We start from the raw sequence: 21,440 nt of genomic DNA, 5'->3' as shown, positions 1-21,440 counted from the left end.
ATATTAAAGTCGTTACCGAGAAAACGGTAGCGACTTTTTTTATATTCTTAGAAAAACAGCCATCATATATAGACTTACTTAGAAACGACATTTCCCAGGAAATAACGACACTTTTCATCAATAATATCAAGCAAAATTGAATTTTGATATCAAATTATGTTGTAAAATAAATTAACATTTGATTATATTATTAATATGTTTAATTTCTTAAAGAATAATCGATCGGATCAATAAAAAGTCTACTTATAAAACAAAAAATCCCCCATAAAAAAGGGGATCCTTAACTAGATATTTCACTCATTAAAGCATGGGTGTTGCCTTCAGTATCTTTGAAAAATACCATCCAAGTTTCGGTATCTCCCATTTTAGCAACCATATGTGGCTCGTCTAAGAATGTTGCTCCTGCATCTTTTATTCGAACTACTTCTGTTTGTATATTATCTACTTTAAAATACAATACAGAACTTGGATGATTAAATTCTTCAGATTCTGGTCTACTCAATAATAATCTAGTATCTTCACACTGGAAAAACGCCAATCCGTTCGTTTCAAATAGTAAAGGCAATCGCAATACATCTCGATAAAACTCGACAGCACGTTCCACGTTTTCTACATTAACTGCAATTTGTCCAATCTTCATTTACAAAACCTCACCTCTCTAATACAAATTCTCTATAAACTAGAAAAATCCTTTATACTAATTATATTAATACAGAGTTTCGCAAAAAATATCAAAATAACAATAAATAGAACTATTAAGATAAGTATAGAGGAGGTGCATGGGCCAGTGAATATCATTCAAGAGACAGTAAACTGGTTAGAAACAAAGATAGACGAGTCCATAAAAAATGAAGAAATTGTTCAATTTACAGGATATTCATTTTATCATTTTCACCGTATGTTTCAAGAGCATGTTGGCATGTCACTTCATGAATATGTAAGACAAAGAAGGATAACGAGTGCAGCCACCAAACTTATTTACAGTGATACTCGAATATTGGACATTGCATTTAGTTATCAGTTTGAATCACAGGAAGCTTTTACAAGAGCATTTCGCAAGGTGTATGGATTACCGCCAGGAAAGTATCGAAGGCTAATGCGAACCTTATTACAAGAAGAAAATCAGCAGGAGGTAGAGAAGATGGAAGGTTGGTTTTTAAGTGGTACGAATAGTGAGCGTTATGAAATGAAAAGAGATTTGGAAAATGTTCTGAAAGGAAATGCATCTGGACAATTACGATCTAGAGGACAAGTTATGCAAGATGAGTTCGGTACAGTTATGCAGCAGTTCAATGCGAAAGAATGGCTTAGAAAGCGCGTGAAGTTGTCCTGTTTTATTCAAACGAAAGATGTGGAGAATTCAGCAGGATTGTGGATGAGAGTAGATGGAAAAGATGGGGATACTCTGCAATTTGATAATATGCAAAATCGTCCTATTAAAGGTACGACTGGTTGGAATCATTATTGTGTCGTATTAGACGTTCCAGTAAATGCAAGTGCTATTTATTTCGGTGTTATGCTTCAAGGTGCTGGAGAAGTATGGATGGATGAATTTACTTTGGTCGAAGTAGATGAAAAAACACCTTTAACGAATTTGATGATGCCTGAAAATATGCCTAATAAGCCAGTTAACTTGAACTTTGAGCTGGAGTTTGAAATGTAAATGAGTAGTAAAACAATAAGCATTGTTGGAGTATCTGTTACTGTAATGATTTTTGTGCTTATAATAGCATTGAAATTTTTCTTAGGAAATAGGATTTACCTTTGGATAAAAGATGTTTTAAACATGCTAAATGTGTAAGAACCCAAGACAGCTATATATTAATACAGAAAGCGCATTCTTAGGAATGTGGCTTTCTGTATTAATAGGATAGACTTTTTTGTGAAATTCATATATACTACATTACAACACTAATGTACTGATTATCATAGAAAGGAGGACAGCTAATTGGATTTGAATACAGATAGCACGAAACCCATCTATATGCAAATAGCGGAATGGATTGAAAATGAAATAATTGCCGACCGATTTCTTAGCGATGAAAAAGTATACTCGCAATATCAATTAGCAGAGCTCTTTAACATTAACCCCGCTACAGCAGCAAAGGGTTTAACGATACTTGTAGAAGAACAAATTTTATATAAGAAAAGAGGATTAGGCATGTTCGTAGCGCCAGAAGCGAAAAACATGATTCTTGAAAAGAGACGCAACGAAACTTTAACACGAATGGCAAGAGAGCTTGTTCATGAAGCAAGACGGCTTTCTGTGACTGAAGAGGAACTAATTCAGCTAATAAAGAAATGTGAGGAGGAACAAAAGTGACAATTATTGATTGCCAAAATCTAAAAAAGCGTTATAAGCGATTGAATGCACTTGAAGATATTACATTTCAGTTAGAAGAGAAAAAAATTACCGGTTTAATCGGACGTAATGGTGCTGGGAAGACCACATTGTTAAAAATCTTAGCAGGTTTTATTAGAAAAAGTTCTGGGGATATTCAAGTGTTTTCGAATAACCCATTTAATAATTTGCGTGTATCAGCCAACAGCATTTTAGTAGATGATCAAATGAGCTTTCCGGATTCATTAACATTGGCAGATATATTAGAGGTGGCACCGGATTTTTATAAAAGATGGGATACGGAGCTTGCGAATAATTTATTTAAATATTTTAGATTGAATCCAAAACAACTGCATTCCAGATTATCTAAAGGTAATAGGGCAACTTTTAATATGATTTTTGGGCTGGCAACACGTTGTGAGTTGACAATGTTTGATGAACCTACGAATGGGATGGATGAAGCGGTTCGATCAGATTTCTACCGAGCGTTACTGAAAGATTATATAGCGCATCCTCGCTCGATTCTAATTTCTAGCCATCATTTAGCTGAAATGGAGCATTTGTTGGAGGATATTTTACTTATTCATAAAGGGAAAGTTATTTTTCATCAATCACTAGAAGAAATAAAAGACTATGCAGTTGCGCTTCAAGGACCAACTGATGTAGTAGAAAAGATGACTGTCGGGAAGGAAATTCTTCATACGAAACAAATGGATAGTCAGCGGAAGTATGTAGTGATTAGAACGGAAGACGTGCCTGCAATAGAGGGAGTAAAGATTCATCCAGTGACTGCTAGTGATGTTTGTATGTATGTGACGAGTGATCGGAAGGGGGGAATCGATGATGTTTTTAAGTAATAGCACTTTAGGAGAAGTGGTTTGGACGCAAGTGAAGTTTAAGGTGAATGCGTATTTGGGTACGCTCGTATCGCTTATTGTAGTGCAGATACTTGGACTTATACTCTCAATGAATGGAACAAGTTCTATGAGTACGAATTTTAACAATACAGACTTTCAAATTGTGTGGATTACAGCAGATACTGTTATAATATTTGTTTCGATTTGGGCCTTATTTTTGGGAAATGTTATTACAACAAAAGGATATCGAAATACCAATTTTTCGTTTGTCACAAATGGTATCAGCAATAATTTATCCAATATTATTGTGCTTATTATAATGAGTGTATTTGCAGGTGTAACAACTTTTTTATCTCATTATATTTTACGCCTCGTGGTACCTCTTTTTAACGATGTAGGTTATGTGAAAAGTGGAAGTATTATAGATGATCCGCTTAGTTCGATTGCAAGTATGGGATTAATGGTAGGTCTAATACTAATGATTTCTGCAGGAGGATATTTATGGGGAACACTCGTTTATATTCATAGGGCGTATATGTTTTTGTTAATTGTTTTAATTATTACATTACCTACTACAAAGACAGGTCAAATGATTCTTCAATTCATATTCGCTGATAATGGCTCTTTATTCGTTTTGAATGTCAAGTTTGTTTGTGTAGCCATTATTTTCTTTGTACTAGCGATGCTCAGCTCTTATCGATTGGAGGTCAGACGATGAGTAACTTTGGTATTTTATCCATTTTGCCTATACTCGGTATACTTTTCATTATATGGCGGCTACTTCGGCTGGCAAAGAGCACATCGAATCGTATCAATTGGGCGCAGCGATCGAATAAGTGGATACTTTGTATTTATATAGTTGTTCTCTTATTGGCAGTTGTTGTGTATGAAGCCACTCAAACAAATGGGGAGGAAGCGTTGACTTCAAAAGAATATACAACCTTTATAAACAAAAATAATGTATTTCAGCAAGCTTTTGAAAACAATGAGGAAAGTAAACTTGATTCCAAATTTTTGATAGAAGAATGGACACAAGAATTAGAAGGAGATTCATTGGAAGTAATTTTAAACGGCTCTGATGTACTCATGAACATCGAATGGACGGATTCAAAAGAACAATTGGTGGAAGCTAAAATGTATAGGACATATTCATACATGGGTGGTATAAACATGGGAAAGGAAATTCCATTACCAACTCTTGAAGTAAAAGACAATCAAATAATATTGACAGCCATTCCTCAAAAAGAAAGAACATATTATCGTTTTACAAATGAACTAACGTTCTTTTCAACTGTTAATAATTTGGATGCCAGGGAGCAAAGACGTGTTATAGGTCACACATATATTTACTTAAAAGTCCCAAAACATATCAATGTGATAGATAAAGATGGATTACAATTTTATTGAATAAAAGTGCCTTCTGAAGCGAGGCACTTTTATTTTAACTTCACATCGAATAAAAACTTTAAACGGCGTAATAGCAATTTAGATGGGAGAAATGGGAACAAAAAATCACGAGTACTGGCAAGTGAGCGGGAACGAAACTGAGCTGCTGCGCCGATTTGCCGAGATAGATTAATCACTTTTGCAGTACGTGCTACCCGCTTTTCTTCGTAGAAGGCAAGTGCTTTCTCAATGTCAGTGAACTGCTGAAATGCGTTTCCGAGCACAATCGCATCCTCTATTGCTTGGCCTGCGCCTTGTCCCATATTTGGAGTGGTGGCATGAGCAGCGTCCCCGAGTAATACAATACGACCAAAGATAAAGTGGCGCAAAGGTTTGATGTCGTATATGTCATGGTGAAGAATATGTTCAGGTTGTGTTTCTCTGATTAGTTCGGGTACTACTTTTGGAAAACTATTAAATAGGTTGGCGATTTCATTTCTTTCGATATGTTGATAAAACAAATCTTTCTCTCGCGCATTAATACATGCAAACCAATAGACTCGTTCATCATTCATCGGAGCCATACCGAATCGACCGTTCGTTGACCAAATTTCAGTAGAGGTAAACTGATCTACTTTTCCTTTGTTTTCTGTGATCCCACGCCAGCATGTATAGCCGGAATAACGCGTCTCGGAATTTGGAACAAGTTTTTTACGAATAGGCGAGTTAATGCCATCTGCTGCGATAATTAAGTCTGCAGTTAATTCTGTTCCATCTTCAAAATAAGTACTTACTTGGTCTCCATAATCCGTCACATTCACGCATTTTTTATTGTAATGAACCGTATTTGGTTCGAGTGCTTCTAGAAATGTACGATGTAAGTCGGCTCGATGAATGGTAATATTCTCTTGGCCAAATCTTTCTTTAAATAAAGAAAAGTCGATGGAGTTTAGTTTCCGACCTTTGGCATTTAGAAAAACTTGCGTGTGTAAAACGTTTCCGTTTGTAAAAACTTTTTCACCGACACCAATATTCATAAGAGCCTGCATAGCATTCGATCCAATTCCTATACCTGCGCCAACGGGTTGAAATTTCGATGCTGCTTCGTATACATTTACGGAAAACCCTTGTTTTTGTAAAGTTACGGCAGCACAAAGCCCTCCGATTCCACCACCGATAATTGCAATTTTCATACCCCTCAGCTCCTTTTGTATCATTAGTTTATCAGATTATAAAGAAAACTTGTGTTATGCTAATATAAAACCAATAATTGGGGGAATTATGGTGATAAAACTTGTAGCATATGATGAAAACTTTCGAACTGCATTAGAAGATTATCCGCTAACAGAAGAACAATTAGGATTTACTGGTCATCCACTTGAACTATTAGAACGCTGCACTAACATCTCTACATACACGCCTATAATTATATTGGAAGAGGAACAAGTTGCAGGATTTTTTGTGCTAGATACGGGGGATGATAAATTCCATTACACCGATCAGCAAGATAGCATTTTACTAAGAGGATACTCGATTCATCCCGAATATCAAGGCCGAGGGATTGCTAAGTCATCAATGGCTCTCCTTTCACCCTATATAAAAGACCATTTTCCTCAAATAAAGCAAATCGTACTAGGTGTTAATGAAGCGAATAAAGCAGCACAGTCCCTATATATTAAAGCTGGGTTTATAGATGAAGGGAAACGATTTACCGGAAGATCGGGTATACAGATTGCTATGTGCCTGAAGCTAGATAAACTAATAATCCGACAAGCACGTCCTGGAGATGAACAAGGTATTGTGGATGTGTGCGTGGCGGCTCAGTGGAATACATATAAAGAGTTATACACCACAGAATACATAGAAAGAATTATTAAGAAATACTATACAGTAGCACGAATTCAAGATGAAATCATAGCTACAAGTCTAGAGTGGAATGGATATTACGTTGCTTTGCTGAACGATCAAATTGTAGGAACAATAGGCGGAGGAGTAGACGAAGAAGGTATAGCGGAGATATATGTACTTTATTTAGATCCTACAAAACGTGGACAAGGTATTGGTACAAAGTTACTTCATTATTTTACTTGTATTCAGCGTATACAATACAAAGCACAAGAACAATGGGTGTCTATAGCAAAAGGAAATAATCTCGCTATACCATTTTATGAAGCAAGAGGGTTCATTTTTCAACTGGAAAAACAGGCTTATGAAAGCAATGCTGAAGACAATGTTAGCTCATTGCGTTACAAACGAAAGATTGCCCCCTGTTAGAGGGGGGTATTCTTTCAATCTGTACAATACGTCGTCTTCCTTGCTAGGTTTCCCGCGACCATCTGTGTTATTCGTAATAAAATATAGTGACTCCCCATCAGAATAGACATCTCGAACTCTTTCAAATCCGTTAATAGTGCGTTCCACTTTTCCTGTAGATACATTCATTACTTTTATTGCTTCACCGCGTAGAGTTGCAACATACAGTTTTCCTTTATGAAATGTGATGCCAGAGGGAGCCCAGGTTTCATTATCCCCGGAAGTTATGATAGACATTTCTAGTCCTTCTTTTTTTCTGTTCCTTGTATGATCGGGTAACCATAGTTACTTCCATGTTCGATACGATTAATTTCGTCATTAGCAGATTGACCATGCTCTGCTTCAAAAAGGATTCTATCATCGTTCCATGCAAGTCCTTGTGAATTTCGATGTCCACTGGAGAAATTTTCGAAGGAACCATCTTCGTTCATTCGCAAAATTTTTCCGTTAAGAGAATTAGCATCTTGAGCATGATCAGGATTTCCCGCATCACCGATCGTTACATAATGCAGAACATCAGGCCCTATTTCTAGACTGCCGCTATGGTGGATATTGCCTGTAGATATCGCGTCTTGATGGATAGTCGTTTCATACCAGGCATCGTTTTCCCTTTTAATCGTTACCACTCTTTGAACGCTTCTTCATTTTGATCATATGTGTAATAAGCATATGCTTCGTGTGAATCCTTAAAATTATACTTCAAGACGAAACCTAATAGGCCAGCTTCTGATCCATGAGACAAGTCATCAGAGAGCTCGACGTGTTCATGTTCTACTTTTCCATAATGATAAGTATTTCAAATAGCAAACTATAATTACTATCGAATTTACTTATTACGCTTAGAGGAGTATGCTGAAGTTACACATAGTACGAAAAGAAAGAAGGCTTTTTGATGGAATTATTCCTCTTTTTTATTGTCGGGGTTGCTGGGAATGTTGTTGGTACATTAGTGGGGGGCGGAGGACTTATCAGCTTACCAACAATGTTACTCATGGGTTTGCCTGTGCATTCGGCAATTGGAGCAAACAAAGTCTCCAATACAGTTAGTTCTTTAACTAGTTTCCTTGTTATTTTTAAACGGAAAGAAGTTTCCGGGAAAGAAGCATTGGCGGTTATCACATTTTGCTTAGGTGGTGGTGTCTTAGGTGGGCTGATTGCCTCTTTGTTAAGTGGGCAAGTGCTGACAATAATTGCAATATTATTACTTAGCTTTGCATTCGTTACATCTTTTATGAGTAGCGGAAACTTTGATGGGACTGAATCATTGCATATCAATAAAAAAATTGGTCCGGCATTAATTGGAATTGGTATGTATGACGGGATGTTTGGACCGGGGAGCAGCACGCTTGCAATGTATATGTATGCTAGTCAAAAAATAGCGTATATCCGAGCGGTAGGCTTATCCAGAATTGGTGTTTTTGCAAGTTGCTTTGGAGCGTCCATTACGTATATATCAACTGGTAAAATCATTTGGCCGCTGACCATTGCATTAATGGCCGGAGCAATTGTGGGGGCACAGTTAGGGGTACGTTTAGCACGGAAATTAAAATCTCAGCATATTAAGCCGCTACTGAGAGTAGTAACAGTTCTATTGATCGTGCAAATAATGGTTGACTACCTGAAATAATGAGGAGGAGAATATTTGATGAAGCTTCGGTGTGCAATATTAGATGATTATCAAAATATAGCAGTAGAGTTAGCTGACTGGTCCAGTGTTTCAGATAAGATAGACGTGCATTCATTCAGCAATCATTTTGAAGGTGAAGAACATTTGGTGAAGGCTATTAGTGATTTTGAAATTGTCGTCATTATGCGTGAAAGAACGCCTTTTACTGCATCCTTGTTTGAAAAACTGCCAAATCTCAAATTACTTATCACATCTGGTATGAGAAATGCAGCAATAGATCTTGCCGCTGCAACAAAACACGGTGTAACGGTATGTGGTACCGCGAGCATGTCAGAACCACCAACTGAGCTAACTTGGGCTCTGCTATTGAATCTTGCACGACAAATTACAACAGAAAATAAAGCATTACGAAATAATGGACCTTGGCAAAGCACTGTTGGAGCAGATCTATATGGTAAACGTCTTGGTCTACTAGGACTAGGAAAAATAGGGAGCCGTATGGCAGTAATAGCCCAGGCATTTGGTATGGACGTTATTGCATGGAGTCAAAACTTAACGAAAGAACAAACAGAGAAACACGGGGTATTATTAGCCACATCTAAAGAGGAATTGCTAGAAACAAGTGATTTTGTTTCTATTCATCTTGTACTAAGTGATCGAACAAAAGGACTTGTAGATGCAAAGGAACTGCAGCTTATGAAAAATTCCGCTTATCTTATCAATACATCTCGTGCAGCTATTGTCGATCAAGAGGCATTAATAAAAGCACTAAGAGAGAACTGGATAGCAGGGGCAGGAATAGATGTTTTTGAAATTGAACCACTTCCACAAAGTCATCCATTCCGTAATCTACCAAACGTACTGGCTACACCACATCTGGGCTATGTTAGTAAGCGAAATTACAGTACGTATTACCGCGAAGCAGTGGAGGATATTCAAGCATTTCTAAATGAATCCGTGCTGCGACAATTAAACTAATCATGACAAGAGCTTCTAACTAAATGTTGGGTGCTTAATTTATGAGCATAGACGAAACAATGGAGATTAAAAATATAAAAATTGGTCAACGATCCCCCAAAAATAGAGCCCCTAATCAAATAGGGGCTCTATGTTTATTATTTTAACTCAGTTAACATCGAACCAAGCTCTTTCACGCTTGCAGTTTCATCGGCAACCGTAGTTTTCAGTAGCTCTTTTTGTCTTTCTAGAGCACCATTTAACTTCTCAAGCTCTGCAGTTACATCAGCATTAGCTTGTTCGCTTTTTTCTTGTAGAGAATTGATTGTGTCAAATAAATCTTCGTGACCAACAATTCTACCGTTACCCCACATTAGTTTTTCTTTTGGAGCTTCTAGTACGTAGTCTGTAAAGTAATCGAATACTTCCTTATCGAAATCATATGCGTACCAGTTGTTATCGATTGCCCATAGATATTCATCTAGAGCAGAAGAGATATCGCCTTCGTTTAATGCATCAATGGACAATGTTAAATTATCCAAATTATTTTGTGCATGTTTGTGAGGGAAAATCGGTTCATCTTCCCATGTTAAGCGGACAAATTGATCCTCGGCATATTTAAATGCAGCAAGCAATCCACTATTTAGATCACGACTTTCTTCATACAGTTTCTTCGCTGTATCAGAATCTCCTTTTGTTAGAGCAGCTAAATAGTCTTCATTCACTTTTGCAACGCGTGCATTTACCTCTTCTGCTGTTGCAATTACGCGATCGATTTCGGTTACAAGCTCCTCTGAAGATACTTCCGCTTTTTCAAAGACTTCAGCATTTACATCATCTTTCAAAGCCTTCAAGCGAGTTGTAAAATCAAGTGGAACGACTGCCGTTTCATCATAGTGCATGGCAAGTAATCCATATAAATTCAAGTGGAATTTTAATGCATCTTCATTGTACGTATCTTCATTATCAAATTGCGAGTGATAGTGAGAACGCATGAAATCACTATCTTGGAAGTCATTACGAAGTGCAGGAACACCAGCAATTGCAAATGAGAAGTCATCCGACCATGTACGAAGTGGAGATACAACAGAAATTCCGTCTTTATAAACGCCTTCTACAGTTGGCACTTTCTCAGCAAACTGAGTTAAATAGTTATTTAACTCATAAACAGAACGAATCTCATCCTGTGTCGTATGTTCATAAGCAGGAAGTTCAAAGTTCATATTAGCGAAAGCTTTTCCGACCCATTCCGGATGCACATTGAAAATCTGATTGTATGCACCAGTGGACCAGTCATAGCGGGTATCGGAAACTCCCCACTCTTCTGCTGCCAGCGCATTGAAAATAATTGTTTTCTCCGGTTTATAGCCACTATCGATTAATCCTTTGGCAACTCCCATCATTAATCCTATAGCTGCATGGTCATCTTGAAAACCTGTAAAATAAGAATCATAATGAGCAGATAAAATGATATAAGAATCTGGGTCTTTACCGATGATTTTTCCATAATAGTTATATGTTTTTCCGTCAAACTCTACAGTAGATTTTGCGTCAAACTTAACAGTCATTGTGCTATCTTCCGTTGCTTTCAGTGCTTCTTTTAAACTATTCGCATCTGTTTGTGACATGGAGAATGCTGGTGCATCTGCTGGACCAATTATATCCTGTGCATTCAAAGCATCTGGATCCACTTCCGAATATCCAGCTTCTTGTACAGCAATTACTGCAGCTGCACCTTTTAAGTGTGCTTGATAAGCAGGGTAGTTGATCCACCATTCTTCACGTTGATTGATATCAACTAAAACGAGCTTACCTTCAACATCGACACCTTCTAGATCTGCTTCTGTCCCTTTACCAGCATAAATTATTTCGAATTCCTTTTCGCCATCCGTATCGAAATTCGTTTGATATCCTCCTAATACTGCAAGATATTCTTTTCCTTCCGCATCAGTAAAAGTTAAATCGGCTTTTTCAAAGGTCCAAGTATCTAAAGTAAATTCATCCTTTGTTACTTCAGTAAGCCCAATCTTTTTCATTTCTTCCCCAATTTTTTCCCCAGTTTTCAGTTCTGCCTCAGATCCAGCAGTACGATAACCTAGTTTTTCATTGGTTTTAAATTCTTCCAAACTTTTAGTAAAATTATAAGCATAGTCTACATCTACAGCAGAAAGATAATTGCTATTTGCATCTTCTCGAGTAGTTATTTTACCCTCTTGAACTGTCTCTTCTTTTTCTTTTGATGTTTCATTTTTTGGTGTACACGCTACTAATAACATTGCGACTAACATCGACAAAGTTACATAGCTAATAAGCTTTTTCATTTATCACATTCCTTTACGTTTTTTTATAACTAGATAATTAAACGATATTTATACAATATTAGCAATAGTTATATGGAAAATATATTGCACACTGTAATTTATAGTACCCGTATGAAAAAACATTAAACGGTCGGAATTTGACAATTACTTATAAGTATAAAGTGATCTTTATACAACACTTATCCGCGTGTTGTGAATGTTCAGAATAAATGGTAAAATATAAAGGGAACACTTATTTATTAGAAAAATAAAAGGAAATCCTTCAAGGAAGGAGAACAAATTTATGTATGAATATGAAACAAGAATTAAAGATAATTTTAATGCCCTATCTAATAGCTTAAAGAAAGTTGCAGAACTACTAAAAGAACATCCTTTTGTTTTTGCATCCAATTCGGCAGAAAAAATTGGAAAGATAATAGGAGTAAGTGAAACAAGTGTAATTCGTCTTGCATACTCACTTGGTTACAAAAGTTTTTTGGAATTACAAAAAGAGGTGAGGGCTTCTGTATTTGAAATGAAATCAACCATATTAGATTATGATTCAAATGCGGAGCCTTTACGGCAAGAATCTTCAGTATTTGAGCAAGTAATGCTTAGAGATCAAGTAAATATTAGAAGGACAACTCAATCCTTAAATGAATCAAATTTTAACGAAGCAGTAAATAAAATTTCTAATGCAAATCAAGTGGTAGTTGTTGGAAATGGGGCTTCTTTTGGACTAGCTCATTGGTTTTGTTTTACCTTGAATACAATAAGGGGAAATAGCAAATTAATTAATTTAAATATGGATGACTACTTCTCCCTACAACAATTAGATGAGGAATGTGTACTTATCGCTTTTTCGTTTAGTCGATACATGGTACAAACTTTACATGTTGCAGAAGAGTTAAAAAGAAAAAAAGTTTTTGTTATAGGAATTACAGATTCTGAAATCTCTCCAATTGCAGAGCATGCAAATTTATTGTTTTCAACAAAGCTTACATATATGTCTACGCTAGATTCTGCACCAGTCGTTACTTCTTTATTAAATGCTCTACTGGCAGGGATTATCTTAAAAGATGCAGACAAGTATAAAAAACAAAAGGCGACTTATGAAAAAACATATAGTAAACTATTTTTCAATTAAATAGAGGAGTGAATATATATTGGTTAGCATATTGGAAGTAGAGAGAGAGATTAAGGAAATTTTTTCTTATTTACATGAACATCCTGAAACGAGTTGGAATGAAGTACATACTACAATGTACATTAAAGAATTACTTGAAAAAGAAGGATGTAGAGTGACGTGTTTTAATGACTGCACTGGCTTGATAGCGGAAATTGGAACTGGTCATCCTGTAGTTGCTATTCGGGCTGATATGGATGCACTTTGGCAAGAAGTGGATGGTGTTTTTAGAGCCAATCATTCTTGTGGTCATGATGCACATATGACAATGGTTATTGGAGCAATTCGTCTACTTTTGACTACTAAATTTGAAGGTACAGTACGTTTTATATTTCAACCTGCTGAAGAAAAAGGAAATGGCGCTTTAAAAATGGTTGAAAAAGGTGCTGTTGATAATGTGAATTATCTTTTTGGTATACACTTAAGACCAATTCAAGAGTTACCAACAGGAAAAGCCTCTCCAACAATAGTCCATGGAGCAGGATGTTTTATGCATGTAGTTATTAATGGAGATGATAGTCATGGTGCTAGACCCCATCTAACATCGAATTCGATTGATGTTATAACTTCTATCAATCATCTTATTAAATTTATCAATGTAGATCCACAAGTACCTTCATCTGTAAAAATTACTTCAGTGCAGGCTGGCGGGGGTAATAAAAATATTATACCTGGGAATGGTAGTTTTAGTTTAGATATGCGTGCGCAAGACAATGAAACAATGGCTCTTTTGAAAGAAAAAGTGCTTAAAGTATTTCAAGATGTCCAACACCTATACAATACGGAGATTGAATATTATATTGAATCGGAGTTGCCTGCTGCTATTGTTAATGAAGAAGCGCAAGAAATAATGGGATTAGCTATTAGCCAAGTATTAGGAGAGGAAAAATGCGCACAACCACTTGTCACTTCAGGAGGAGATGATTTTCATTTCTATACGATTAAGAAGCCTGAGCTGAAAGCCACTATGGTTGGACTAGGATGCGATTTAAAGCCTGGCCTTCATCATCCTAAAATGACATTTGACCACGAAATGCTCTTGACAGGTTCAGAAATTTTAAAGGAAGCTGCACTTATTGCATTAAGTAAATAATGAATCATCCCTGAAGAATATACTAAAAACTTAATAAAGTAATTATCTTACACCCAAAAAACTACCTAAAACAATTTAGGTAGTTTTTTGTAATTTAGTTTGAAAGAAGTATAGTATCAATCGTATACTCGTTTGTTTCGATGGTGAACTTATCTAATGTCTCTAGGTCGATTTCATAACCTATTCCAGGAGTAACAGGGACTTGAATATGTCCTGTTTCGTTCATCGTAATTTCGGGTTTAATAATATCTTTTACCCAATAACGTGCGGAAGGAGCAGTATCTCCCGGGATAGTGAAATTTGGAAGGGAAGTAATAGCTAGATTATGCGCTCTTCCTATTCCAGATTCTAACATACCTCCACACCACACTGGTATATTATTTTGAAGACAAAGGTTATGAATTTTAATGGACTCTGAAATGCCACCTACACGACCAATTTTAATGTTAATAATTTTACAGCTACCGAGTTCAATTGCTTTTCGTGCATCTTCTACAGAATGAATACTTTCATCCAAACAAATAGGAGTTTGGATAGCATTTTGTAAAACTGCATGATCTATAATATCGTCGTGTGCTAATGGCTGTTCAATCATGATTAAATTCAAACTATCCATTTCTTTAAATAATTCTAGATCATTTAATGTGTAAGCCGAGTTTGCATCAGCCATTACAGGGATATCACCAAATTTTTCACGTACACTTCGCAAGTATTCTATGTCTTTTCCAGGCATAATCTTAATTTTAATTTTGTTAAAACCTTGTTCTAATGACTCTTCTACTTTATTTAGAAGTTCTTCTTTTGTTTCTTGAATTCCGATACTTACTCCAACCGTGATTTCTGATTTTTTACCGCCAATAACTTCTGCAAGTGGCTTGTTTAGTGTTTTTGCGTAAAGATCCCAAAGTGCTCCCTCAATTGCCGATTTAGCCATATTATTTCTACGGATACGACTGAATAATTTATTTGCATCATCGGGATGTTGAACATCTTTTCCAAGGATAAGTGGTAATAGAAATTCTTGTATAATAGAAAAAGCAGTGGAAACTGTTTCTTCGCTGTAATAAGGATTGGAGCTAACTACACATTCACCGTATCCAACATGGTTTCCGCTGTGTATTTCAGTGATCAGAAATAACCGTTCTTGCTGTGTTCCGAAACTAGTTTGGAAAGGGAATTTTAAATCCATTTTCATTTTTCGAATAACTACTTTTTCAATTAGCATTTAATTACCTCCACATTTTTAATAAAGGTGGCAAGCCACTTTGTGTTCATGAACTATTGTTTTTAATGCTGGTTCTTCTTGTTTACAAACATCCATCGCAAAAGGGCATCTAGTGTGGAATACACAACCACTAGGTGGGTTCACTGGAGAAGGTATCTCACCAATTAATTTGATCTTTTCTCTTTTTACAAATGGATTTGGAACAGGGATTGCAGATAGTAAAGCTTTGGTATAAGGATGTAATGGATTAGAATATAATTCATCGGTTGGGGACTCTTCTACCAATTTTCCAAGATACATAACTCCGATTCGGTCAGATATATGTCGGACAACCCCAAGGTCATGGGAAATAAACAAATAAGTTAGATTAAACTCTTGTTGAACATCTTCCAACAAATTTAGTACTTGAGATTGGATAGACACATCAAGTGCGGATACCGGTTCATCGCATATGATGATGCTTGGATTTATGATTAATGCTCTTGCTAGTCCTATACGTTGTCGTTGTCCTCCTGAAAATTCATGAGGAAAACGGTAATAATGTTCTCTTTGAAAACCAACTTTATTTAAGATATTCATCACTTGTTCTGTTCGTTCTTTTTTGTTTCCTATTTTATGGATTTTTAATGTTTCTTCTAATATAGTTCCAATACGTTTTCGGGGGTTTAATGATGAATAAGGATCTTGGAAAACCATTTGTAATTCTCGACGAATATTTCTCAAATCGTTTCCTTTTAACTTGTTGATATTTTGTCCATCATAAATTACTTCCCCTTCAGTAGGTTCTAAGAGTCTCAGAATTGTACGTCCAGTTGTACTTTTTCCACAGCCAGACTCGCCAACTAGGCCGTAAGTTTCTCCTTTAATAAGACTAAAAGAGACATCATTTACTGCTTTAACTTGGGAAACTGTATTATTTAGAGATCCAGTAATAGGAAAATATTTTTTGAGATTTTTCACTTCTAAAATAACATCATTCGATGCTTCTGTTTTAGGAGTTGACTGTTTGAGACTCATTTCTACTACCATTCATCCCACCCCTTTTTTCTTGAATATCTTTGAAATGCCAACAACGTACTTTTAGGTCATTTTCATAAGACTCTAATTGAGGCATTTTGTCTCTACATATCTCTGTAGCAAATTCACAACGAGGTGCAAAACGACAACCTTTTGGGATTTGCGTTAACGTTGGAACTTTTCCTTCTATGACATATAGTTTTTCGTCCCGAGGTCCTTCAATCTGCGGGATAGATTTTAAAAGTCCTTGGGTGTAAGGATGAAGGGGAGAGGAAAAAATAGACTCCACAGAGGCTTCTTCAATAACTTGACCCAAATACATAACTACCACTTTTGTACAAACTTCAGCAACAACACCTAAATCATGTGTAATCATAATGGTACCCATATTAAATTCATCTTTTAGCTCATTAATTAAATCTAATATTTGAGACTGTGTTGTCACGTCTAGTGCAGTTGTCGGTTCGTCCGCGATTAACAACTTTGGCTTACATGAAAGAGCCATTGCAATCATGACACGTTGCCTCATCCCACCGGAAAGTTCATGCGGGTATTCATTCACTCTTTTTTCAGGTAGTGGAATACCTGTTAACTTAAGCATTTCAACAGCTTTTGATTCAGCTTCTTTCTTCGTTAAGTTTTGGTGAAGTAGTAATGCTTCAACTATTTGATTTCCTACTGTGTAGACCGGATTTAAGGAACTCATGGGATCTTGGAAAATCATAGATATATCATTACCGCGAACTTTTTGTAATTCGCTATAACTTAACTTAAGTATGTCTTTTTCTTCAAAAAGAATATTCCCTTCGTAATTTGTATGCTTTTCATTTAAGAGTCGAAGGATGGACTCTGCAGTTACACTTTTCCCGCACCCGGATTCTCCTACAACTCCCACAGTTTCCCCTCGCTTCACGGAAAAAGAAACATCGTCAACGGCTGTGACAGTCCCATTTTCCGTCTCAAAATGGACTTTTAAATTTTTTACTTCTAAAAGTAATTCGGTCATTGTATCACCACGCATTTTTTATTTTTTTGCCTTATTATTATGTGGGTCTAATAAATCTCTAAGTCCATCACCAAATAGATTGAGTCCAAAAACGGTAAGCATAATTGCGATACCAGGGAAAAGAGTCATCCACCAAGCATTAAATATTACGGTTTTTCCGTCATATAATAAGTTCCCCCAGCTTGGATCAGGTGCTGGAATCCCTGCTCCTAAGAAACTTAATGCAGCTTCAATGATAATTGAATCTGCAAAAATAAAAGTTGCTTGGACGATAAGGGGAGATAAAACGTTTGGTGCAATGTTTAACCAAATAATACGAGAGGAACTCGCTCCTTGTGCTCTTAAAGCCTCCACATAAGTTTGTTCCTTTACTACTAATGCAGCAGAACGAACTGTTCTAGCTACAGAAGGAGTGAAAACAATGGTAAGTGCAATTATTACATTTTCCACTCTAGGTCCCAGTGAAGCCATAATTGCAATTGCCAATAAAATTGCTGGAAAAGCCATTAGGCCGTCTGAAATTCGCATCAATACTCCATCCAATTTTTTGAAATATGCAGAGTAAAGACCAATAATCATTCCGAAGATAGAGGTAATAATAGCAACTGCAAAGCCAATCATTAAGGAAACTCTTGCCCCATGTACTACTCTGCTAAATAGATCTCTACCATAATTGTCTGTTCCAAAGAAATGCTCTCCACCTGGTGCGTTAAGTCTTTTCATTGCATCTAATTCATATGGCGTAAAAGAAGTAAAGAAAGGAGCAATAATCGCTAGTAATATAATGACAATCATTATGATTGAGCCAGATAGTGCCAGTTTATTAGAAAGAAATCGTTTCACTAAAAGATTTCTATGCTTTCTTTTCATGTCACTTTTCAATACATTAAGTTGTTCTTCAGTCATTATGTTTTGCACTTTATATCAACCCCTTTCTATTTTCTACCTAATCGAACACGTGGATCAATCACGCCGTATAATAAATCGATAACTAAGTTTATTAGTACATAACTCACAGCTATTAACAAAACAGAACCTTGTATGACAGCAAAGTCACGTCGTTCCACGGAGTTTATAATTAGTTGTCCAATACCTGGAATGTTGAAAACTGTTTCAACAACAGCAGCACCGGCAACAAGTGTTCCAAATGTTTGACCAATAATTGTAAGAATAGGAATAAAAGCATTTCTTAACGTATGTTTAATCACAATAATAGTTTCTTTTACTCCTTTAGAACGTGCTGTTTTAATATAGTTTGCATTTAATACATCTAGCATAGAAGAACGTGTCATTCTTGCGATCAGTGCAGCTTGCATGGAGCCAAGTGCAATTGCAGGAAGAATTAGGTATTTTATATGATTGAGTAGCCCAGCATCAATTGACTTATAACCAGCAACTGGAAGCCATTTAAGCTCAACACCAACCAATAAAATTAAGAATAAACCTAGTAAAAAACTTGGAACTGAAATACCTAGTAAAGAGATTCCCATAAAAGTTTGATCTAATATTGACCCTCGAAACTTTGCAGCAAGAACCCCGAGTGGTATAGCTACAACGATTGCAAGTACTTGAGCCATGATGGCTAGGGAAAGGGTAGGTCCTAGATGTTCAAAAAAAGCTTGTGAAACTGGCTGTTTCATAAAAATGGAAGTGCCGAAATCTCCTTGAAGTACATTGCCAAACCAAGAAACAAATTGTTCGATTGGTGGTTTGTTTAAGCCGAGCTCTTCTCTAAGCTCGGCAACTTCCGCAGGGGATGCTTCGGGTCCTAAAATTACAGCAGCAGGATCACCTGGTGTTATATGCATTAATAGAAACACAACCACAGCTACCACTAGTAAAACTGGGATTAAAGATAATAGACGTTTTAAAATATAGCCTTTCAAGTGATCATCTCCCCGATGATTTATTTCTCGATTTACTTTTTATCAACATTCCATAAGATAATTCCTTGTAAGAAATCCATTCCTTCCACGTTAGAACGTAGAGTTGTAATCGTTGTTTTGTTACCGAATTTAATCATTGGTAAATACTCGTAGAATTCTTCTTGTAAAGCATCAAAATGTTGTTTTGCTTCCTCTTGAGTAGTTGCGGTATTAATTTTGTTTAACAAATCGTCCATTATAGGATCGTTAGTCCAACCTGGCCATTCATTAGAAGAGGCTAGGAATACATATTTGGTAGGAATTGGCTCTGTAGGGAAACCAGTTACGAAAATATCGTAAGCAGTTTCATCTGCACGTTTTTGTAATACAGTAGCCCAGTCATAAATATCTAGCTTTACTTTCATTCCAATACTTTCTAGTTGTTGTTGTACTACTACTGCCGCGTTATAGTGATCCTCGTAATCCCGAGTTGAAAGTATTACAATTTCTTCCCCGTTATATCCAGCTTCTTTTAGTAACTCTTTTGCTTTCTCTGGGTTATTTTGATTGTATTGATCTTTACCAGCCTCGCTATACCATTCTGTTTGCTCTTTAATCATTAATCCATGTTCTAATTCATAGAAGTCGGGGCTTGTAAAAGCCGCTGTTAATATTGCTTCTTCATTTAATGCTGCATTTACAGCTTGTCTTGCAATAACATTTTCGAATAAACCAGCTTTCTTGTTAAATACAACTCCATTAAATCCATTATGATCTATGGAATTTTTGACATCACTATTGGATGCAAGTTGTTCTGCATTATCAAAAGAAATTGCGTTTGCGATATCATATTCACCAGATTGAATACCCGCTAACCTTGTAGATGCATCTGTTACGAATTGGAAGTAAATGTCATCAATGAAAGCTTCTTTTTTGCCTGCTAAACCACTTGCTGGTCCATCGATTGATTGGTAATCATCAAATTTTGCTAAATGTACATATTGATCAGCTTTCCATTCAACAAGTTTATAAGGACCAGTACCAATAAATTCAGTTAATCCTTCTGCAGTTGCAGTCTCAATAGTAGATTTAGGAGCAATAACAGCTGCTTGTCCAGGATCGGCAAGCATGTGCAATACCGTAAATTGCGGTTCTTTCATTTCTAGTGTTACTGTCTCTTCATCTACTTTAGAAAAAGTAGCATCAGCAAAAGATGCTTTACCTAGTGAAGTTGTTTCAGCCCAACGCGTCATAGAAGCTACAACATCGTCTGCCGTCATAACATCTCCATTGTGAAATTTAATATCTTTTCGTAATTTAAAGGTAATTATTTTTCCATCTTCACTTTGCTCATATGATTCTGCAAGTAGTGGTGTAACTTCGAAGTTCTCGTTTAAAGTTAATAATGATTCATAAACATTTCTCGTTACATCACGTGTAGCTACTGCTGTTGTAATTAGTGGATCCAAAGTTGGAGGCTGAGCGTTGTAAGCTACCTGTAATTCTTTCTTTTCGTCCGAATTACTGCCTCCAGATTCATCATCTGAAGAACATGCCGCTAAAATTAATACAAATGCAATTAATAAGACAAAAAAACTAAGTTTGTTCCTTTTCATAAATTTGGCCCCCATTTTTCAATAATAAAAAAGTATAAACTTCATAAAAAATATTTTTGAAGGAAATACTTTAATTTAATATAATTTAACACCGAATTCTAATAATTTCAATAGATTAGAAAATTAAATTTTATTTGATAGTTTTACTAAGAAATATAGAAATAAGGGATTTGCTGGCAGTAAACAAGCAGGTTGCAATAAAGTGAAAGGGATATTCGCATAATTTGTAGAATATAAAATAGGGGGGAGATGCATTTTTGAAAAAGTCACTTGTGGAACTAATTTTATATGCGATATTTGTTCTAGTAGGAATATGTTTTTTAACCTTAGTTATTTTATTTATGGTATTGATAAGCGGTAAGGTTTATTTTATTGCGCTAATAATTGCGATTGCGATTATTTTATATGTGTTTTACGTGCTTCTTCTTTTTCATTTTTTCAAAACAAAGAAACGGAAAGTTGTATTCGGAAGTATTGCGGGAGTAGCTATTATAGTAAGTAGCGTTTCTCCTATTCAACATATTTATACAAATTCCATTCCTTCAGTGGATGCAGAAGTGAATGTGTATGATTATAAGCCTTTTTCAGAATCCAGCAAGATTGCAACTTTAGATGATGACTCTACGTTAAAGTTGACAGGAGACGCCTAAA

The 21,440-nt window shown here is 36.0% G+C and carries 23 protein-coding genes; 11 read left to right on the top strand and 12 right to left on the bottom strand.

Annotated elements, in window-relative coordinates; all coding sequences use genetic code 11:
- Window positions 1-280: 280 nt before the first annotated feature.
- Complete coding sequence (locus tag OR571_RS00445) at window positions 281-640, bottom strand: VOC family protein (protein WP_282240929.1); 360 nt, start codon at window positions 638-640, stop codon at window positions 281-283.
- Window positions 641-787: 147 nt separating this feature from the next.
- On the opposite strand from OR571_RS00445, the gene OR571_RS00440 reads away from it, so the two are divergent.
- The 5 genes from OR571_RS00440 to OR571_RS00420 all read left to right on the top strand — a co-directional run bounded on the left by OR571_RS00440 (window position 788) and on the right by OR571_RS00420 (window position 4,605).
- Window positions 788-1,663 carry a helix-turn-helix transcriptional regulator gene (locus OR571_RS00440; protein WP_282240928.1) on the top strand — a complete coding sequence of 292 codons (876 nt, stop codon included), beginning with the start codon at window positions 788-790 and terminating at the stop codon, window positions 1,661-1,663.
- A 285-nt stretch (window positions 1,664-1,948) separates the two neighbouring features.
- The gene (locus OR571_RS00435) at window positions 1,949-2,323 is read left to right on the top strand and encodes a GntR family transcriptional regulator (protein ID WP_282240927.1); all 375 of its coding nucleotides are present in this window, start codon (window positions 1,949-1,951) and stop codon (window positions 2,321-2,323) included.
- Entirely contained in the window at window positions 2,320-3,198 is an 879-nt protein-coding gene (locus OR571_RS00430; RefSeq protein WP_282240926.1) for an ATP-binding cassette domain-containing protein, read from the top strand. The genes OR571_RS00435 and OR571_RS00430 overlap by 4 nt, the downstream gene beginning before the upstream one ends.
- Window positions 3,182-3,916 (top strand): hypothetical protein, encoded by a 735-nt coding sequence (locus tag OR571_RS00425; protein ID WP_282240925.1) that lies wholly within the window; start codon window positions 3,182-3,184, stop codon window positions 3,914-3,916. Before OR571_RS00430 ends, OR571_RS00425 begins: the two co-directional genes overlap by 17 nt.
- Complete coding sequence (locus OR571_RS00420; protein WP_282240924.1) at window positions 3,913-4,605, top strand: hypothetical protein; 693 nt, start codon at window positions 3,913-3,915, stop codon at window positions 4,603-4,605. The genes OR571_RS00425 and OR571_RS00420 overlap by 4 nt, the downstream gene beginning before the upstream one ends.
- Before the next feature lie 29 nt (window positions 4,606-4,634).
- On the opposite strand, the gene OR571_RS00415 is transcribed toward OR571_RS00420, so the two are convergent.
- Complete coding sequence (locus OR571_RS00415) at window positions 4,635-5,777, bottom strand: FAD-dependent monooxygenase (RefSeq protein ID WP_282240923.1); 1,143 nt, start codon at window positions 5,775-5,777, stop codon at window positions 4,635-4,637.
- A gap of 91 nt (window positions 5,778-5,868) precedes the next feature.
- Between OR571_RS00415 and OR571_RS00410 the strand changes: the two genes are divergently transcribed.
- Entirely contained in the window at window positions 5,869-6,858 is a 990-nt protein-coding gene (locus tag OR571_RS00410) for a GNAT family N-acetyltransferase (RefSeq protein WP_282240922.1), read from the top strand.
- On the opposite strand, the gene OR571_RS22700 is transcribed toward OR571_RS00410, so the two are convergent.
- From OR571_RS22700 to OR571_RS00400, 3 genes are read right to left on the bottom strand one after another with little or no spacing between them, the layout of a single operon-like run.
- Window positions 6,823-7,134, bottom strand: coding sequence for a hypothetical protein (locus OR571_RS22700; RefSeq protein WP_348774998.1), 312 nt, complete (start codon window positions 7,132-7,134; stop codon window positions 6,823-6,825). The two genes, OR571_RS00410 and OR571_RS22700, sit on opposite strands and share 36 nt — an antisense overlap.
- Before the next feature lie 2 nt (window positions 7,135-7,136).
- Entirely contained in the window at window positions 7,137-7,523 is a 387-nt protein-coding gene (locus OR571_RS22695; RefSeq protein WP_348774997.1) for a PQQ-dependent sugar dehydrogenase, read from the bottom strand.
- Window positions 7,517-7,639, bottom strand: a complete 123-nt coding sequence (locus OR571_RS00400) for a hypothetical protein (RefSeq protein WP_282240921.1) — start codon at window positions 7,637-7,639, stop codon at window positions 7,517-7,519. The genes OR571_RS22695 and OR571_RS00400 overlap by 7 nt, the downstream gene beginning before the upstream one ends.
- Window positions 7,640-7,789: 150 nt before the next feature.
- Here OR571_RS00400 and OR571_RS00395 point away from each other — a divergent pair, with 150 nt between their 5' ends.
- Window positions 7,790-8,524: a sulfite exporter TauE/SafE family protein gene (locus OR571_RS00395; protein ID WP_282240920.1), complete on the top strand. Its 735-nt coding sequence runs from the start codon at window positions 7,790-7,792 to the stop codon at window positions 8,522-8,524.
- An 18-nt stretch (window positions 8,525-8,542) separates the two neighbouring features.
- A complete protein-coding gene (locus tag OR571_RS00390; protein WP_282240935.1) occupies window positions 8,543-9,502 on the top strand; it encodes a D-2-hydroxyacid dehydrogenase family protein in 960 nt (319 codons plus the stop codon).
- A gap of 137 nt (window positions 9,503-9,639) precedes the next feature.
- On the opposite strand, the gene OR571_RS00385 is transcribed toward OR571_RS00390, so the two are convergent.
- Window positions 9,640-11,802 (bottom strand): M28 family peptidase, encoded by a 2,163-nt coding sequence (locus OR571_RS00385; RefSeq protein ID WP_282240919.1) that lies wholly within the window; start codon window positions 11,800-11,802, stop codon window positions 9,640-9,642.
- Window positions 11,803-12,085: 283 nt separating this feature from the next.
- Here OR571_RS00385 and OR571_RS00380 point away from each other — a divergent pair, with 283 nt between their 5' ends.
- Both OR571_RS00380 and OR571_RS00375 read left to right on the top strand, forming a co-directional pair.
- Window positions 12,086-12,928: a MurR/RpiR family transcriptional regulator gene (locus OR571_RS00380; protein WP_282240918.1), complete on the top strand. Its 843-nt coding sequence runs from the start codon at window positions 12,086-12,088 to the stop codon at window positions 12,926-12,928.
- 16 nt (window positions 12,929-12,944) lie between these two features.
- Window positions 12,945-14,060 carry a M20 peptidase aminoacylase family protein gene (locus OR571_RS00375; RefSeq protein ID WP_282240934.1) on the top strand — a complete coding sequence of 372 codons (1,116 nt, stop codon included), beginning with the start codon at window positions 12,945-12,947 and terminating at the stop codon, window positions 14,058-14,060.
- Window positions 14,061-14,154: 94 nt separating this feature from the next.
- Here the strand turns inward: OR571_RS00375 and menC are convergent, their stop codons facing one another.
- From menC to OR571_RS00345, 6 genes are read right to left on the bottom strand one after another with little or no spacing between them, the layout of a single operon-like run.
- A complete protein-coding gene (gene menC, locus OR571_RS00370; protein ID WP_282240917.1) occupies window positions 14,155-15,285 on the bottom strand; it encodes an o-succinylbenzoate synthase in 1,131 nt (376 codons plus the stop codon).
- A gap of 18 nt (window positions 15,286-15,303) precedes the next feature.
- Entirely contained in the window at window positions 15,304-16,314 is a 1,011-nt protein-coding gene (locus OR571_RS00365) for an ABC transporter ATP-binding protein (RefSeq protein ID WP_282240916.1), read from the bottom strand.
- Complete coding sequence (locus OR571_RS00360) at window positions 16,277-17,308, bottom strand: ABC transporter ATP-binding protein (protein ID WP_282240915.1); 1,032 nt, start codon at window positions 17,306-17,308, stop codon at window positions 16,277-16,279. Before OR571_RS00360 ends, OR571_RS00365 begins: the two co-directional genes overlap by 38 nt.
- 18 nt (window positions 17,309-17,326) lie before the next feature.
- A complete protein-coding gene (locus tag OR571_RS00355; RefSeq protein WP_282240933.1) occupies window positions 17,327-18,214 on the bottom strand; it encodes an ABC transporter permease in 888 nt (295 codons plus the stop codon).
- Window positions 18,215-18,243: 29 nt separating this feature from the next.
- On the bottom strand, window positions 18,244-19,194 hold the full coding sequence (locus tag OR571_RS00350; RefSeq protein WP_282240914.1) for an ABC transporter permease: 951 nt from the start codon (window positions 19,192-19,194) through the stop codon (window positions 18,244-18,246).
- Window positions 19,195-19,226: 32 nt separating this feature from the next.
- Complete coding sequence (locus tag OR571_RS00345) at window positions 19,227-20,789, bottom strand: ABC transporter substrate-binding protein (protein ID WP_282240913.1); 1,563 nt, start codon at window positions 20,787-20,789, stop codon at window positions 19,227-19,229.
- A gap of 257 nt (window positions 20,790-21,046) precedes the next feature.
- Here OR571_RS00345 and OR571_RS22885 point away from each other — a divergent pair, with 257 nt between their 5' ends.
- Entirely contained in the window at window positions 21,047-21,439 is a 393-nt protein-coding gene (locus OR571_RS22885; protein ID WP_481900349.1) for a hypothetical protein, read from the top strand.
- Window position 21,440 lies beyond the last annotated feature (1 nt).

It is taken from the genome of Psychrobacillus sp. NEAU-3TGS (assembly GCF_029955155.1).
In the GTDB taxonomy this organism is placed as follows: Bacteria; Bacillota; Bacilli; order Bacillales_A; family Planococcaceae; genus Psychrobacillus.
The sequence above is the reverse complement of the archived record's forward strand: the minus strand, read 5'-3'. Positions and strand labels throughout refer to the sequence as shown.